Genomic DNA, 16,127 nt, shown 5'->3' with positions numbered 1-16,127 from the left:
AGAAGTATGCACATTGGTTTTGGTCAGAATACCGTATCTTCATTGTACGGTCATCAAAAAGGCGATCATATGAAAACTATAGAGCTTTCTCATAAAAAGCATAAGGCAAATGAATCGCAAGAAAAAATGACCGTAACATCCGGCAAGGACGTATGCCGGAGGATAGGGCATTCAGATGAAGCCGATGGGGAAAATCAGGAAAACGCATATATACATGATAGGTTTGCCTTAGACGCTGGTTACGCAAATTATATTAGAGAAACAGTGCCTAAAACTACTTGGTCAAAGGATTATCTTCAAGAATTATGGGATGAAGAGACTAAATATTTAAAGAGTATCCGTGAAAGTAAAAATGGATATGGTTTCGATGATATTGGAATGGGAGCTGCATATGCCTATTCTACTATGTATCAAAAAATTGTAGAAGGATATAGGAATGGAACAAGAGAAGTGTATGTATGCGATAATCCAGAGAGTGGAAAAAGACGTCTGTTGTCAATGGATGAAGAATTGGAAAAGCTAAATAAAGGTTTTGAGGAACTGATAAAATGGGACAAAATGGTTGCCAAAAGTCAAAAGCAAAATGCAGAAAATAAGCAGAAATTTCAGAATACAAAATTGGATGAATCGTTTGATGCCTTTGATATAAATCAGGCATGTGACTATATTCAAGATTCTTATTTAGAGTTCCGTTCACTTTATCTGGAGCAATATGAAAGAACGGGAGGAAATATAGATATAAAGTCTTTGTTTTCTTCTGTTTTAAGAAGCGGAAATCAGGATATGCATAAATATTGTGAATTTCTGTTTGAAAAAATTGGTTTTATTGTTTAATGCGGGTATTAAAATGTTTGAGAAATATTGAAATAATAAGGAAAAAGCAAGGGAGGGCAGTGGACTATGAACATTTTAAATAAACAGATTGATTCCATCTATGACCGACAGAAAAATTTATATAGTAAATATCCGCATTATAGCCAACAGAATGCAGAAAGTAAAAAGGTATGCGGACAAGAAAAAATCACAGCAACATCTGGAAAGGATGTATTGGGTATCACAAAAGGAGATAAAGAAAATTCTTATATTGTGCATTTCTCTGATTCTGCAATGGTCAGCAGGGCAGTTGCAAGAGGATATGTTACGGTCAATGGTAAAGAGGTGGAATTGACGGAAGATACCAAGCAGCAGTTGTTAAAGACAGACAAAGAAGCAAGTGCTGCGAGAGAAAAGGCATATCAGGATTGGTTGATAGTTTCTCGCAACTCTATTTTACCATAAATCTTGAGGAGATATTTTATTTTAACAACAAAAAATGCCGTATTTATGCGGCTTTTGGCGTTTCGCAAACGCCTATTTGATATAAAGGCATGAAAAAGTGCTGATAAAGGAGGATTAAAAATGGCTATTAGTGGAGTAGGACAGAGTTATTATCAGAACAATGTTGCAACAACGAAAAGTACAAAGAGCGTAAACAGCACGGGAGAAACGGGCAATACAAAGGAATTATCAGAAGCGGAAGAAATGGCGATTTTCAAAAAGGAATTTTATGCTGAAATTGATAAGATACCCAGAAATAGAACTATAACCAATGTGGCTATCAACATATCAGAGGAAGCATTTAAGAATATGAAAGATGATCCGGAGTACAGGGAAAAGATATTATCAGCACTTAAACGTGACTTAACTTCGTCCTTTGCACCGTTGGAAGCTTCTATGGTGCTCACTGTAGGAGCTACTGCTAAAGATTATAGGGGCGATTCATGGTCTGGTGTTAATAATCAATCGGAATTTTATGCTCGTTCACAAAACAGTTTTTATAAAAAGACAAGCAACAAGAAAGATAGACAAAAAGAGCTTTTGGAAGAATATCTGGAAAAACGGGCGCAGGTTAAAAAACAGCAGCAGGAAATGTTGAATGAAAAGATTGCAAAGCAGGAACAGGAAAGAAGCCGATTATTACGGTCGTGGAACAATGAAAGGCTGTTGTCAAAAGCGTCTAATGCTTATGAAGCAAGATACCAAACGGCAGTTGTTAAAGGTAGATAAAGAAGCAAGTGCCGCGAGAGAAAAGGCATATCAGGATTATGTTATGCAGTATGAGATGGCGGTTGCAAAGCAACAGAGTGAAGCGTGGAGAAAAGCGTTAGATGGAGTGCCGGATAGTTTAAGAATGTTGTTGGAAATAAATAATACTGAAAATGTGCCGGAATATTCAGAAAAACAAAAAAAGCAATATAACGATGCAATCAAGGCTTATGATCATACCGGTAACGGTGTAAGCTGGTCACAGTTTGAATGGAAAACTTACGATACACAGATGACAGTCACATTTGAGGATTCGGTGAAAGTTGAAAGCATTTCAAAAGGAATGAATGTGATAAATGGGTAGATGCAATGGTAAATAGGAGGGACATGGTCTGCCGAAAGCATTGGATGACCTATTAAATAATTCGGGAGGGAATCTGATCTATCAGGATTACGCAAGCGATATTCGGGAAATTTTAGCATATAAACAGACTCAGCACAAAGATATTATGTCTGGGTTAAATGTACAGTTTGTCATGGCAGACGGTACAATTCAGATAAAATGATTGGAGGAACAGAAATATGAACATTGGTTCTGGTCTGGATACCGTATCTTCATTGTACGGTCAACAAAAAAGTAATTATATGAAAGCACCTGCATCTGCGGAAAAGACATTTTATACGGCAGAAACACCGAAGGTATATCAGATATTTACAACAGATAATATGTTGTGGACAGGAGGTAATGGTACAGGTCTTTCTTATTGTCTTAAATATGCGGATGATTCGACGGATGAAAATCCTGTGGTGTTAGCGAAAGGTGTGGATGAAAACGGGAAAGAGTTTGAGCAAAGAATTTATATCAATGATGTTAATCCATCAAATGCTACAGTAGTCGAAATGCGTGCATTGGAGGCACATTACAAAGTGGAAAAGCAGGGAGGTTTCACGTCTCTGCCGCTTGAAGCTGGTAATATGGGACTTAACGACAGAAGAGATTTTATCGCAATGTTCAAAAAAAACATAGAAGATTTAAACAAATTGGGAAGGTTTGACTTATCGTTGCTTTGGACGAAAAGTATGGATACATATCTTAATTTGCCAAATGCAAATAGTAAGTATAAATAGTGCTTAGTCATTTGAACATAGGAAAAAAAGAGAACTTGGATTACATATCATATTGAGGCTGAGAGAAATCTAATAGGTGACATAGTCGGAAGAACTCCGAATAATGAAGAAAAAATGTGGAAAATAAAATGAAAAAAGTTTATCGATAAGGTTCCAGTATGATTTACATGATACAGATTATAAGACTTATATAAGGCAGGGGGATAATATGGTTACTGTAAATAATTCTGACTATTATAACAACATTCCAGCGGGCAGGGATTTAAACAACCTGCCCAATACTTCCAGCGCTGGTACAACTGTAGGATATCAGTATGATGGACTTACAGAGGAGGATCGTTTCGTACAAAAAGTTTTGCAGGAGCATTATGATAAAGTGTACAAAGAAAATTTGTCTCATTCTGATCCAATGGCATATATCGAATCAAAATATTGTGATGTGACCTCACCTAATTTTTGCTCATATATGACAGAAGATCAGCGTTCCATAGCTTACCGCAATGAGAAAAGAATGTTACAAACAGGAGGAAAATATTCGGCTGGATTTGCCCGGTATGATTATGCATTAAGAAATTACAAGGATGTATATACAGGTGGTTCAAGAAGTGTTGGTTATGTACGCAATACTGACAGGGAAAAACAGTATGCCAGAAGTGTTGTAAATCAGCAGATATCAAATCTGTTTTCAAAGAATGGGATATCAATATCAAAACAGGCAGATTTGGTATTTTCTATTGACCCATATACATATCAGCTAAAGGTGTCCGGAAATGCAGATAGAGATACATTATCGCAGATAGAAAAATTACTGAATGAAGGGGATAATGCGAAAAATATATGGACACATGCGTGGATTTGTACGCATGATGCAGATAATGAAATTGTTAATTCGCAGGCAAATATGACAAAGGCAAACCAATATTCTTTATGGCATGAAGTGTATGAGACAACCGGGTATGATGCACGCAATGCGACATATAAAAATGGTACTTTTATTGCAGAGGATGGTACAGATTTACTTGCATTGTTTAAGGAAAAATCTAAAAATGGTGCAGGGTATGAACTTTATTCTAAGAGATGGCTAGAATATGCTAAGAATGGCTGGAAGAAAGAAAATGATTTAGTGTTGAAAATAGGCTTTGACAGCAGTGGATTGTATGATATAGGGCAGGAAAAAGGATATGGAGCAGCACAGAATATGTGGATGAAAGGTGTTAGCCAAAGTATGTTTGAAGCTAGAGTGTGACCAATGGATGACAGAAAGTATGAACCGCTTTAAGAAGTGGTTGAATAAAATTTTATACGAAAACCTCAAGCTGTTGGAGGTGGATTTATGGGAATCTCTTTTTCAAATATAGGAACAGTTGGAAGGGAACAGCTAATTACTTCTGGTAGTAATGGAGAACCAAACTGGTCTTATATTCCATCGAAAGGAAAAAGTACAAAAAAAGCGAATAACAGAACCTATCAGTTTGCAGACGAAAAAACCAAAAAGCAGATTGCTTATATGAGTGGTTATTACCTTCAGACAGTGCCGCAGAGTGTCAAGGCAGCATGGCAGGAAACATTGGAAGAAACTGGTTTTAATCCATTTCAGACGGATGTAACCAGTATATTAACGCAGCTATCGGTAGAGCAGGATTTTCTGACAGGTGGTGATGACAATATTTTTGGTGAAACGAAAGAAAGTTATTTAGCAGCTATCGACAAAGTATTGGAGAGAATAGAAAATCCGCTGGCAGCCGTTACAGATGAAAGGGCAGCATATCTGCAACAGGAAAAAGAATTTTATACCGTGTTGGCATCTAAAATAAGAGAATAAAATGTCGGGAGGAATTTAAAAAATGATTGGAAGTATAGGAGCGGAGAGCCGTTATTCAACAGGTTATAACAACCTAAAACCAAATCGGAACCAGAATAAGTGGGCTGACACTTTGGCTCAGACGGTGGATAAGGAGGATATTAGCAGTAGAGCGGATATCAATCGTGCTAAGAAAAGTACAGTGATGGATTCTTATCTGGCACTGTCAGGAAAAACGATAAATACTTTGAAACAGGAATATTCAGAGTACGAATCCGAAAATTATAGAATCGTACCCGATAATGAAGCTGAATGTTTTGATATATACAATAAAGACGGGGAGCGTTTGGGGGCATTTTCCTATTCTGATATAAAAATAAGACAGGATGAAACAACAGGAAAGCAGTTTTTGATTTCTGAGCATGGAACGATGAGTTACGATGCCCTGGTATTAGATGATGAATTAAAAGATGCATTGCAGAATGTAATGGATAAAGATTCGCTGGATGTGGAGACTTTGCAGGGATTTACATTAAATACACATTCAGGTACCGGCATCCAGTATTTAGTAAAAGACGGTGAAGAAGGCAGAGGTGGCAAGGTTCTTCTGCAAAATGAAGCGGATCGGAAGAGGTATGAAGAATTAGCGGAGATGTATTTTGACAAATACCCTAATTTAATTGAGAGTCGGGAAGAAGGTTTTATCTGGGCTGATTTAGAGATTAGAGGAATGGCAAAACGGACAGATCAGGGAATTATATCCATAGGAGCTGATGGAATGTCATACAGTGACAATGAAAATTATAAAAACAATTGGAGTGTCCGGTTTTCTGGTTTTATGTATGAAAAGCTGTATGAATGGCTTCAGAATAACAAGGATAGCATGGAGGAAATCCATAAATTTTCTACATGGCAAAAGGTTTTTGACGAAATTGGTGGAACGTATGAAAGAGTCTGGTCGAAAGAAGAACTGGATCAGGGATATTTGAATAATTGAAAGAGGTAAAAATATGAAAATATCTAGTTATATGAATAATATGAATCCCATAATAGAAAAAAATGATGCTAAAGTTCAGAAAGAAAATAAGCAGGCAAATGAAAAACATACGATGGAACAATCCGTAAAGCTTTCGATTTCTAATGAGGGATTGGAGTATTATCGTAATCGTATACAGCAGAGTGGACAGGAAAAATATGATGATGTGGTTCAAAGAAAGGAACTGTTAGAGAGTAAAAAAATCAGTGATATTGATTATAGTTATGAAATTCAAAAGAAGGCAGCACAGCAGAATCAAAATGTTGATACAGGAAAAAGTGTCTTAAATATTACTGACAAGGCAAATAATTATGTTAAAGCATACGCAGAATTATATGATGAAATTGTGAAGGGCTATGAAAATGGAACCAGAGAAATATATGTAGCTGATGAAAATGGACCTCGTAAGCTTACACGGGATGAAGAATTAAGCAATTTAGATGTAGCATATAAGAAAACGGTGGATGATTTTGTGACAATGGAGACAACAAATCAGCATGCCCGTGGAATTATCGGTGAAGAAATGAATAAAATTTCAAAAATTACATCAAGGTCTGCATTAGCGTCAGATTACATTGGGGAACAGAAAACAAAGGGAAAGGACGAAATCCCAGAAAATTTAACTGAGAAAATGTATGGTGCAATCACATCATTTAAGGAAAAATATACAATGATTCATCATAATCAAAATCAGTTATCGCAGTTATTGATGAGTGTTAAAATTTAAAGGCTAAAGATTAATGCTTTGGAAGAAGATAAGTTTACATTGATGGAAATTAAATACTCAAGCCATTCGATATGATTATGACAAACACAAATGTTAATAATGCCTGATTGTAATTTATTGACGATTAATATTTGAGAAAACGTTTCAAAACTGTTTGACCATGCTGCACAAAACAGTTCTAACTATCTGAATGGACACTGTTTTGTAAGTATCATGCTTTGCGTACCTGTGTGGAATCAGGATAAGATCTCTTATCTTTCCGTTCCGCTTGGATACCGTATGTGGAAGAAAAAAGAATCCAAACTGGAACTTGCTGCCACCATGATCCGTAAAGTCATGCCTGAATTTCAAAGCAGGGAACATGTCATTATTCTCTGTGACAGCTGGTATACGAAACAAAATCTGGTCTGTATTGTCAATGAATATCCGAACCTGGATCTTATTGGTAATGCAAGGATTGATTCTGTTATGTATGACCTTGCTCCTGCACATACCGGCCGCAGGGGGCGTCCGGCTAAACATGGAAAACAGCTTTCTGTTGAGACTGACTTTACCTTTTCCGGTGAAAAAATCGGTGATTACTATACCGGTGTCCGCCGTGTCTTTACCAGAATCTTTGGCAATCAGGAAGTTCTGGCTTATGTCACAGCCACAGAAAAAGAGCATGGTAAAAAACGCCTGTTTTCAGTACGATTTTTCCAGAAGAACTGCAGATTTTCTGTGCATGGCAGGAAAAAGCACCATTGAATCAGACCGGCAGTGACTGGATGAAATATATCCCACTGTTTCTGTACTCATTTCGCTGGAATATTGAGACAAGCGACTATGAGCAGAAAACATTCTGGTCTTTTTGCAGCTATATGGTGCGGAGCTGCAAAGGGATTGAAATGCTGGTCAATCTGATCAATATCAGCTATTGTGCCATGAAACTTTTGCCGTATCAGGATAAAACTTTTTCTGAATATCGCACAAAGAGTGTACAGGAATTTCGTTTTGAATTAAGCCAGGGTATTCGCAGACAGATATTTTTTGCCACTTTCGTCAAAAATGTCGAAACACACATAAAAACAAATGCTGTGAAAAAGGCTTTAAATCGGTTGATTCATCAACAAGTCTACCATTTATAAAGTTGTAAACTGGTGATTAAAAATTGATGAAAGAAATTGTAGCCATATTATTTTGAAATATTATTATGGAGGTATTTACGATGAAGAAAATTATATCTTATTTTTTGAGTGGAATCGTATTATGCACAGCTCTTCTTGTAACTCCTGTATCGGCAGCAGAAGTTGCACCGGCAGAAGAAACAATAACTATAAATTCTACTGTATCAGTGAGGGCTACAAATTATTGGACTAAGACAACAACAAAATTAAATTCTGTATATGGGACAGTATCAAATATTTCAACTGTTTCATCAGGGTCTGTAAGTGGATCAAATCCTCAGATTTTAAAAATAGAGGTGTATAGTAGGGTTAGTTCAGGAAGTGATTCGTTTTATTTATATGTAGAAGATGGCAATGGAAATGTTAATTATACAACAGTAAGTAAGAGTGGAACAATAACAATTAATGATTTTAATGGTTTTGATCCGTCAGGCAAGTGGAAAATATGGATTGTTACAAAAGGAACAGTTTCAACATCCACTGAAACAATAAAAGTATATTATACATATTAAAAATGTAATGTGGCTACAATTTTGTATTATAGGAGAGAGTGAAATATGAATGTAAATATTAACAATAAAAATTTATTTTCGCAAAGTTTGCTAATAAACAAATTCTTATTTCAGAAAAATTCTTCACACAAGCAGACTGGGATTACGACCGTAGATTCTGGGTGTCAATATAGAAATAACAATTATTACTATAATAAAGATGGTGTACCTTTTTTATCAAAGGAACAGGCAGACCGTTGTATCAATGGTAAGGATTGGAAAAAGATAGTGTCTGTATCGGATAAGGTGAAGTCGGATTTAGAAAAGGTTGTAAAGCAGGATTTTATCAGTAGCAATGGTGCATATATACCAGAAGAAAGCAAGAGACATGATGTAATCAAACAGTATTTGAATACGATTCCTTCTGAACAGCGAAATTCCGCTTCGTGGACATTGAGCAGAATGGCTGGAGATTATGCTTCAAGAATGGAGACACTGGTAAAGAAAAATAATCCTGGATGGAAGCCGGGAGATGCATTTGATACAAGTATTTTAGATCAGATGGATGATACTCTTGGTGGATTAGATTTTAAAGTATAGATGTAGGTGAGAGAAATCCAACAGGTGGCATAGTTGGAAGGACTCCGAATAATGAAAGGAGATATGTTAATATGGCAGTTACAGGAATAGGAACTTATGCGTCATATACGAATAGTTATGGCAATACACAAAATGCTGGAAACAAAACGGGCAGGACATATAAGAATGCCCATGAATATAAGAACTATTTAACACAAAAATACGATTGTTTACGAAGCAGGGATTATTCCGTAAATATAAACAGTTCTCTTTTGTCAAAGGCTATGGGAGATGAAAAGACAAAACAATGGTTGGAGTATAATCTATCTTTAATACCGGAAAGTATCGAAAAATTGAAAGCTGCTCAAAGTGCTCGTGGCTGTAAGGTACTGAGTGTAACGGATACAATAAATGGATATGATAGCATAACAGAAGAAGTACTGGTAACAGATGAGGTTGATCCGGGAACAGAAAAAGCAAGGAAAGAACTTGAAGAAAGACTCGAGAAAAGGAAAGCAGAAAAGAAAGAGACAGAGGAACGGCTGGAAAAACAGCGTGCCGAAAAACAGGAGCAGGAAGAACGGCAATATAATCTGAAAATTGATGGAAAAGATGTGGCAGACCTAACAGGAAAACTGGTGGAACTGCTAGGTACTTCAACTTCTACAGGAGTGACAGAAAATGGAGTTTCGACATTTGATGTGCTGGCATAGAAACTGATATGAGTATGCCGGGATGTATTGACATGCAGAATGTATTTTTATTTCTTTCGGTGGGACTGGTTGCGATTAACCTTATCCTTATGGAGTTCATGCAGAATACCATTGAAAAAGAAGAGAGAATAAAAATTGCGGTGCTTACAGAACAAAATCAGAAAAACCGGATTGCAGATTATCAGGATCGGGAAGAAATCTATGAGCGTCAGCGAAGAAAAATGCACGATTATAAAAATCAGCTTTCCACGATCCAGACATTGATAAAGAATGGACACACAGATGAGGCACTTTCATTTACGCAGAAGCTGACAGAGAGCATAGCTGTCGAGATGTCGGCAATCAACACGAACCATCCGGTGGTCAATGCTGTTTTAAACCAGAAGTACCGCAGCATGCAGGAGAAACACATAGCAGTGATCCTAAAAGTAGGGGATTTGCAGGAGATCTGTCTGGAGGAGGAAGAGATCGTGATTCTGCTCTCCAATTTACTGGATAATGCAATCCGGGAGAGTGAAAAGGTACTGAAAAATACCGGAAAAGCGGTCATTCATCTGAAATTAGAGTGCGAAGATCATAAACTGATATTTGCGGTGAGAAATCCGGTGACAGAAAAGGTGGAAATTGAAAATGACACAATAAAGAGCAAAAGAGGGGATCATCACGGCATTGGATTGTTAAATGTAAAAGCAGTTGTGGATAAATATGGCGGTGATATGGTGCTTTCCTGCGATGAAAATGAATTTAAGGCAGTGGTCATCTTGTAAAGAGATGGTCTTTGTATGCGTAATATGGTCGTTTGATGATATGGGACTAGGAGAACAGGTTATTTTATCCGATAAAGAAAGCAAAGGAGGTTACTATGAGTAATACAATTAATGTGAACTATATGACACGGGCTTACAATCAGTACCAACAGAAAAATGCGGCTAAAGATCAGGAGAAGGAAGATACAAGGTTTGCGGATAGTGTAAGAGAAAAGAGCGAAGCTAGTGGAAGTATAGTGGGCAATTCAAAAATAGGTTCTGTGTCTGCTAAAGATATGACGATGGTGGAATACAAGCAGTACATTTACAATAAAATATCTCAAATTCCAATGCACCCCACAAGAGCAGGCGAGTCAATATCTGTTACAATTTCAGAGGCGGGTTTTGAAGCAATGAAGAATGATCCAGAGTATGAAGCATGGGTATTAAATGATTTGCAAGTGGGTTGGTCACAACCAGATAAATGGTCCGGTATATGCGGAGGAGCGTTTTCTACAATATATTATGGAGCATCAAAAGAAGAATGTCATGCTGAGATGTGGAGTGCTGGTTATAACAATGGGAATGGTGGGAAGATTTTTAATGATAAGTCAAAAAATAGTTTTTGGGAGCGCAGAATAGAAAATAAAAAGAGAATAGAAAATCAGGTAAAGAAACAACAGGAAAAAAAGCGGATTCAGAAAAAACAAGCGGAAAGAACAGCTTATGAAGAATATGCGCAAAATAAAAGGTTATCCGCTCAGGATGCCAGAACTCGATTGGTGGCTGAGAGTAGTTCGTCTGCTAAGACTGTCACAATAAGTCAGGCAGTAGCTTCTTATGAGACAAATTTTACAATGGCAGTAAGCGTATCGAACAAAACCCAATAGCCTGCAAATAAAAAATCAAGGCTAAATAGAAAGGAGAGATGCAGTATGGGAATTAATGGAGTATCATCGTATGCCAATACATACACATACGGAAATGTAAAAAATGAAAATGTAAAGCCATCAAAGAATAGTGAAAAGAATTATTATGCAGGATACACTATGAATTCAGCCAATAAGTTTAAAAATGTATCAGACTATTCAAAGTATTTGACTAACAAGTATAAATGTTTGACTCCATGCAAAAATGCTTCTGTATTGATTGACGGAAGTGTAATGCGAAAGGCATGTGGAGATGAAAAAACTGCGAAATGGCTTGAGGAAAATTTAGCAATTATGCCAGATGTTATACGAAATGCACAGAAGGCGGCAATAAGTCATGGTAGTAAACTGATATCAGTGGAGTTTAAGTTTACGAATAATGGAACCGAAATGACAACCTGTGGCATTTTTGGAGAGACTGGTACGGATTCAGAAATTGACAAATGGCTGGAGAGAATGAAAGAGGATAAAGAAAAAGAAGATAAAAAAACAGAAAATATGATTGCTATAGAAGCGACAACTAAAAATAAGGTAGGTTTTGATACATATGCATAGTATCAATTTCTATAATTTTGAAGAAACAGGAAAAGGAAGCAGTAAAAAGAGCACAGGCAAGACGAAAAGCTGTACAAAACGAATATCTAAATAGCCAGTTGGCGGCGGCAGCATATGAGAAAAGCAGTATTATTTTACCGGATAATCCTGTTATACTGTAGGCTCATCTTTTGACAGGAAAGCATAAGAATACAGGTAAGATATTTTTCGGGAGGAAGGATAAGAAATGGAAATAAACAGTAATCATTCTACATATGGGGCGGCATTTCGTCAAAAACCGATTTTTTTCATGTCTGGAAAGGAAACAGTGGCATTTTTTGAAGGGAAACTGAAGAAAAATATGACACTTCAGGAAGATTCCTGTACACTTGGCAGCAATGACACTTATCGCAGACAGCATACCACTTATGAGGTTTCGGACAAGAAGAAGGGAAGTACGTTTCTGGATCTGGATTTTCTGATTAAGGACGAAACCAGCAGTCTGAAAGGAAATCTCAGTGATAAAAAGGATGTGGATTTCTACAACTTTTCCATTCCATTTAATCGAACCATACAGAATTATTTTGGGGTTCAAATATACATGGACATGCCGGAAGGCTGTGATTATGACCTCACCTTATATGATGAATATGGCAATCAGGTCGGAAAGGCAGAATGGGACGGGGAAGGACGTAAAACACTGACCATCCCGAACTGGGATACAAATACCAATAAATATTGTATCAAAATAGAAAACAAAAATGGGGAAGAAGTTTCTCCGCATGATTATTATAAAATCAGTTTCAAGGTTACGGAAAATAAAGAACAGGAAAAGACCGATGCCATAAGGGAGGCATTCGGGAACCTTCACGGTGCATACAGCCGGAAAGATGAAAATTGGAGGGAATACCTCGACAAATATAATGAAGTCCTGATGGATACAGAGAAAAATTATACAAAAGAAATGGATAAACTCCACCAGAAGCAGTTTGAAAGTCTGACGGAAGAAAAGAAATACAAAGGCGGGCGCACAGTGGATGAATTGTTGCAGAACATGGCGGAAGGAAAGACACTGGATGATGCTGAAATGGAGTATGTGAAGATTTTTGCAAACCTGAAAGATTTTGAGAAAGCACAGCAGAAGGCGGAACTGAAAAATGATTTTTCCGAGGATTTTGTAAAGGATCTGGAAAGCAAAGGGATCTCTCGTGATGAGCTGGAGGGAATGCAGATAAAAATTGAAAGCAATGGGAATGTAACGGTGAGTGGCATTGAAGACAAAGAGGTTCGGGAGCAGGTTCAGAAACTGGTAGAGGAAAAGTACAGTGACCGGATGTATCAGTATTACACAGGAATTGCTGACAGTGTGGGAAATCTGACGTCCAATACATGGCAGTATGCCACGGATGTGCAGGAAGTCAGGCGTTACTTAAAAGGAGTTACGGGAGAAGATATTTCTCTGGAGAACCTTTACCTGACACCAGACGGAAAGATTGGCGGGCTGCCGGAAAAAGCCGCTAATCTGATCAACAAAACAAAAGACAATGCCAAGATAGAGCGGATAAAGGATGCATTGATAAATATTATAGGACATAATAGGACAAGCGGTGATCTGGGGATTCCAGACTTCACTTCGGAGTTTAAATTCAGTAATGGTGCTTTTTCTGTGGCAGACAGTGGTTTTACGGTGGATATGGCGGCATTGGATAGAAGGCTGACGCCCCAACCGCATGATAACATGTATTCGGATATGTATGAGTACAGTTTCAGAAAAGTACTTTGATTAAATTGTTAAGATATAATAGACATAGAACAATTTAGAAGCTAAACAAGAAAGGAAATATACAGTGTGACGGTATCAAATAAAAATATAAAAGATAAGTTGGATAAAGTTTTTATTGAAAAGTTCGGCTGTAGTGCGGATAAAGTTGAAATGCTGAAAGAGCATAGATTTCTGTCAAGTAAAATTGGTTTTTCTGCTGCTAATCTTTTAGAGTTATTCTTAGAAGTGGAAAAAGAGTTTGGAATTACTTTTTCAAAGGATGAAATATTGAGTACACAGTTTGACGACTACACAGAACTGGTAGAAGGAATAAGCAAAAAGCTAGGAGGAGAATAATTATGTTTGGCGCAAATGTAAGAGATATAGGTGTCAATCCATATAGAAACACCTATACAAGTTTTGTACAAAATAAGAATAGTGGAAAAGTATCGGAAAAATCTTCAGAAAAAATTGTAGAAACGGTTTGTAATGGAAGTAGTGAAAAATCTGATACAGTAAAATTTCCGGGAGATGTGACTATTGATTATCCGCCTAAGATAAACAATGCTTTAAACAATAGCGTGGTTTCTGAAAAATCAAAAGATGAGATGACATTGGATGAGTATAAACAATGGGTTATGAATGAAATATCTCAATTTCCCGTAAGCGGATGGGTTCGTTCCACATTTTCTTCAGGGGCAATTGTAATTAAAGAAGAGGCTTTTGAAAGAATGAAAAACGATCCTGAATATGAGAACTATGTTTTGAACAGAGTTCGTTCAGCATATTCAGTTAAAGGTTTATCTGTAGGATCAAATAATGTTAGCTTTGATGTTATTGGAGCGTCACCGGAAGAATGATATGGTTATGCAGGTCCGGTAGGAAAGAGTGGACTAGAAACAGCTAATGATGGAGAAACTTGGTGGGAGAAACGTCATAAGCGGTTGGAGGAATTTATTGAAGAACAGATTGAAAAAAATCAAAAGGAACATTTGATAAAACGTAAACAAAAGGAAGATGTATATAGAAGTCGGACATATGAAAGTAAACAAAGACTGTCCAATCTATTGAATAACTCAAATGCTAACAGTGATAATGTCAATATTCAGTCATTGGTGTCAACAGCAGCTTCTAGTTATGAAAAGAGCATTGAGATGGTATCTCATGATAAAATCTGAATTATTACATGATTATAATCAAATTATTGGATGAACAATAATTTTGTTTATAAAATATTAGAAGAAGGAGGTTGGTGATATTATGAATATATTTTTTAACAGCCGAATTAATGCTAATCAGTCGTTGCTTAATGTTCTGTTTGGTCAACAACAAAAAGCGGCAAGCAGTCAAAACACTGGTTGTAGAGGCACAAGAGATACTTTAACGATAAGTGCATCGGGAAAGGAAAAACTGACAAAAAGTACAAGTGGAAGAACACATAACACAAGTATTGACAGCAGCATTGACTTAAAGTCCTATATAGCTTCAGCAAAAAAAACGAATCAAGAGCTCATTGAGAATGCAGGAACACAGATTAATGCGAAAACAAGTGAATATATGAGTACAGGTAAAGCATTTAGGGCGGCATTAACGGAAAAGTATTCTAAGCTTGCCGCAGAAGCAAAAACACATTCTAACCCAGAAAATTATATTCATTCCAAGTATTTTGATAAGAGTTCAGAGTATTACGAGACTAATTTGACTGATACAGAACGTAGGATTGCATATAATTATGAGATGCAGATGTGCCGGACAGGAAAAATAAATGGTGTAAATTATCAGGATTCTTTGTTCAGGGGAATTGAAGTAGACGGCGACAGTGTAGATTCGGATAAAATCCAATTTGAAAGAGCATTGGTAAATTCACAGATTTCAAATATTTTAAAGCAGGCTGGTGTAGATACATCTTCTATTAAGGAAGAGTGTACTTTTACTGTCGATCCATACAGTTACGAGATAACGGTAGATGGTGTGGATGAAGAAACAAAGGTGTTGATGCAGAATGCTTTAAATGTAGGTAATAATGGGAAAAATCTCTATAAGCATATCTATTATTGCTCAACACAAGATGGCTGTGAGAGTTCTCAAGTAACAGAGGAATCAAAGATGAAATACGAAGCATATCATCAGGTTTATAGTTATACAGGATATGAATTAGACAAACTTGAGGAAAAAAATGGGACATATTATACGGAGTCGGGAGAGAATATATTGGACTTAGTGGATAGTGCAGTTGAAAGTTCTGGAAAAGTTCCGAAAGAGTTTAAGCAGCAAATGAAGAATTGGATACATGACCTGGTTACAACGATATCAACCAGAGGATGGAACAATGTGCCAGATATGACTTTAAGCATTTTATATGGAAAGAGCGGTTTAAAGGACATGAACCAGCTGATTACATACCAGTATGAAGCTGATCGTATGAACAGACAATGGTATTCTGTGCTTTAGAAATATAATATTTTTTGGAAAACTGGTTGAAGAATTACG

General features: G+C 36.8%; 19 protein-coding genes and 1 pseudogene. All 20 read left to right on the top strand.

Annotated elements, in window-relative coordinates; all coding sequences use genetic code 11:
- The first annotated feature begins 6 nt into the window (after nucleotides 1-6).
- Nucleotides 7-834: a hypothetical protein gene (locus ACDD58_RS02630; protein WP_117947338.1), complete on the top strand. Its 828-nt coding sequence runs from the start codon at nucleotides 7-9 to the stop codon at nucleotides 832-834.
- Nucleotides 835-900: 66 nt separating this feature from the next.
- Nucleotides 901-1,278 (top strand): hypothetical protein, encoded by a 378-nt coding sequence (locus ACDD58_RS02625; protein WP_370775575.1) that lies wholly within the window; start codon nucleotides 901-903, stop codon nucleotides 1,276-1,278.
- A gap of 120 nt (nucleotides 1,279-1,398) precedes the next feature.
- A complete protein-coding gene (locus tag ACDD58_RS02620; RefSeq protein WP_015516270.1) occupies nucleotides 1,399-2,046 on the top strand; it encodes a hypothetical protein in 648 nt (215 codons plus the stop codon).
- Nucleotides 2,006-2,389, top strand: coding sequence for a hypothetical protein (locus ACDD58_RS02615; RefSeq protein WP_242986232.1), 384 nt, complete (start codon nucleotides 2,006-2,008; stop codon nucleotides 2,387-2,389). Before ACDD58_RS02620 ends, ACDD58_RS02615 begins: the two co-directional genes overlap by 41 nt.
- A 218-nt stretch (nucleotides 2,390-2,607) precedes the next feature.
- Nucleotides 2,608-3,153: a hypothetical protein gene (locus ACDD58_RS02610; protein ID WP_370775572.1), complete on the top strand. Its 546-nt coding sequence runs from the start codon at nucleotides 2,608-2,610 to the stop codon at nucleotides 3,151-3,153.
- 208 nt (nucleotides 3,154-3,361) lie between these two features.
- The gene (locus ACDD58_RS02605) at nucleotides 3,362-4,399 is read left to right on the top strand and encodes a DUF4885 family protein (RefSeq protein WP_118671630.1); all 1,038 of its coding nucleotides are present in this window, start codon (nucleotides 3,362-3,364) and stop codon (nucleotides 4,397-4,399) included.
- 87 nt (nucleotides 4,400-4,486) lie between these two features.
- Nucleotides 4,487-4,975 (top strand): hypothetical protein, encoded by a 489-nt coding sequence (locus ACDD58_RS02600; protein WP_008115717.1) that lies wholly within the window; start codon nucleotides 4,487-4,489, stop codon nucleotides 4,973-4,975.
- A 22-nt stretch (nucleotides 4,976-4,997) separates the two neighbouring features.
- Nucleotides 4,998-5,951, top strand: a complete 954-nt coding sequence (locus ACDD58_RS02595) for a hypothetical protein (protein WP_370775570.1) — start codon at nucleotides 4,998-5,000, stop codon at nucleotides 5,949-5,951.
- 31 nt (nucleotides 5,952-5,982) lie between these two features.
- Nucleotides 5,983-6,717 carry a hypothetical protein gene (locus ACDD58_RS02590; protein ID WP_370775567.1) on the top strand — a complete coding sequence of 245 codons (735 nt, stop codon included), beginning with the start codon at nucleotides 5,983-5,985 and terminating at the stop codon, nucleotides 6,715-6,717.
- Between the two features lie 150 nt (nucleotides 6,718-6,867).
- Nucleotides 6,868-7,844, top strand: a pseudogene (locus ACDD58_RS02585) (transposase).
- Between the two features lie 80 nt (nucleotides 7,845-7,924).
- Nucleotides 7,925-8,395, top strand: a complete 471-nt coding sequence (locus ACDD58_RS02580; protein ID WP_118585951.1) for a hypothetical protein — start codon at nucleotides 7,925-7,927, stop codon at nucleotides 8,393-8,395.
- Nucleotides 8,396-8,440: 45 nt separating this feature from the next.
- The gene (locus ACDD58_RS02575) at nucleotides 8,441-8,974 is read left to right on the top strand and encodes a DUF3879 family protein (protein ID WP_195492559.1); all 534 of its coding nucleotides are present in this window, start codon (nucleotides 8,441-8,443) and stop codon (nucleotides 8,972-8,974) included.
- 71 nt (nucleotides 8,975-9,045) lie between these two features.
- The gene (locus ACDD58_RS02570) at nucleotides 9,046-9,666 is read left to right on the top strand and encodes a DUF6033 family protein (protein WP_242994368.1); all 621 of its coding nucleotides are present in this window, start codon (nucleotides 9,046-9,048) and stop codon (nucleotides 9,664-9,666) included.
- Between the two features lie 32 nt (nucleotides 9,667-9,698).
- Nucleotides 9,699-10,433, top strand: coding sequence for a sensor histidine kinase (locus ACDD58_RS02565; protein WP_243103023.1), 735 nt, complete (start codon nucleotides 9,699-9,701; stop codon nucleotides 10,431-10,433).
- Between the two features lie 95 nt (nucleotides 10,434-10,528).
- Nucleotides 10,529-11,302 (top strand): hypothetical protein, encoded by a 774-nt coding sequence (locus tag ACDD58_RS02560; RefSeq protein ID WP_006859189.1) that lies wholly within the window; start codon nucleotides 10,529-10,531, stop codon nucleotides 11,300-11,302.
- Nucleotides 11,303-11,347: 45 nt separating this feature from the next.
- Nucleotides 11,348-11,896 carry a hypothetical protein gene (locus ACDD58_RS02555; protein WP_008115723.1) on the top strand — a complete coding sequence of 183 codons (549 nt, stop codon included), beginning with the start codon at nucleotides 11,348-11,350 and terminating at the stop codon, nucleotides 11,894-11,896.
- A gap of 226 nt (nucleotides 11,897-12,122) precedes the next feature.
- On the top strand, nucleotides 12,123-13,658 hold the full coding sequence (locus ACDD58_RS02550; protein WP_370775563.1) for a hypothetical protein: 1,536 nt from the start codon (nucleotides 12,123-12,125) through the stop codon (nucleotides 13,656-13,658).
- A 66-nt stretch (nucleotides 13,659-13,724) separates the two neighbouring features.
- Nucleotides 13,725-13,994, top strand: coding sequence for a hypothetical protein (locus ACDD58_RS02545; RefSeq protein WP_118210401.1), 270 nt, complete (start codon nucleotides 13,725-13,727; stop codon nucleotides 13,992-13,994).
- A gap of 2 nt (nucleotides 13,995-13,996) precedes the next feature.
- On the top strand, nucleotides 13,997-14,497 hold the full coding sequence (locus ACDD58_RS02540) for a hypothetical protein (protein WP_243102983.1): 501 nt from the start codon (nucleotides 13,997-13,999) through the stop codon (nucleotides 14,495-14,497).
- 400 nt (nucleotides 14,498-14,897) lie between these two features.
- Nucleotides 14,898-16,088 carry a DUF4885 family protein gene (locus tag ACDD58_RS02535; RefSeq protein ID WP_118210400.1) on the top strand — a complete coding sequence of 397 codons (1,191 nt, stop codon included), beginning with the start codon at nucleotides 14,898-14,900 and terminating at the stop codon, nucleotides 16,086-16,088.
- Nucleotides 16,089-16,127: the final 39 nt, after the last annotated feature.

The sequence above is a fragment of the Roseburia sp. genome (genome assembly GCF_041325975.1).
GTDB lineage: Bacteria > Bacillota > Clostridia > Lachnospirales > Lachnospiraceae > Roseburia > Roseburia rectibacter.
Note: the sequence above shows the minus strand (reverse complement) of the source record. Positions and strands in the feature narration are given on the sequence as shown.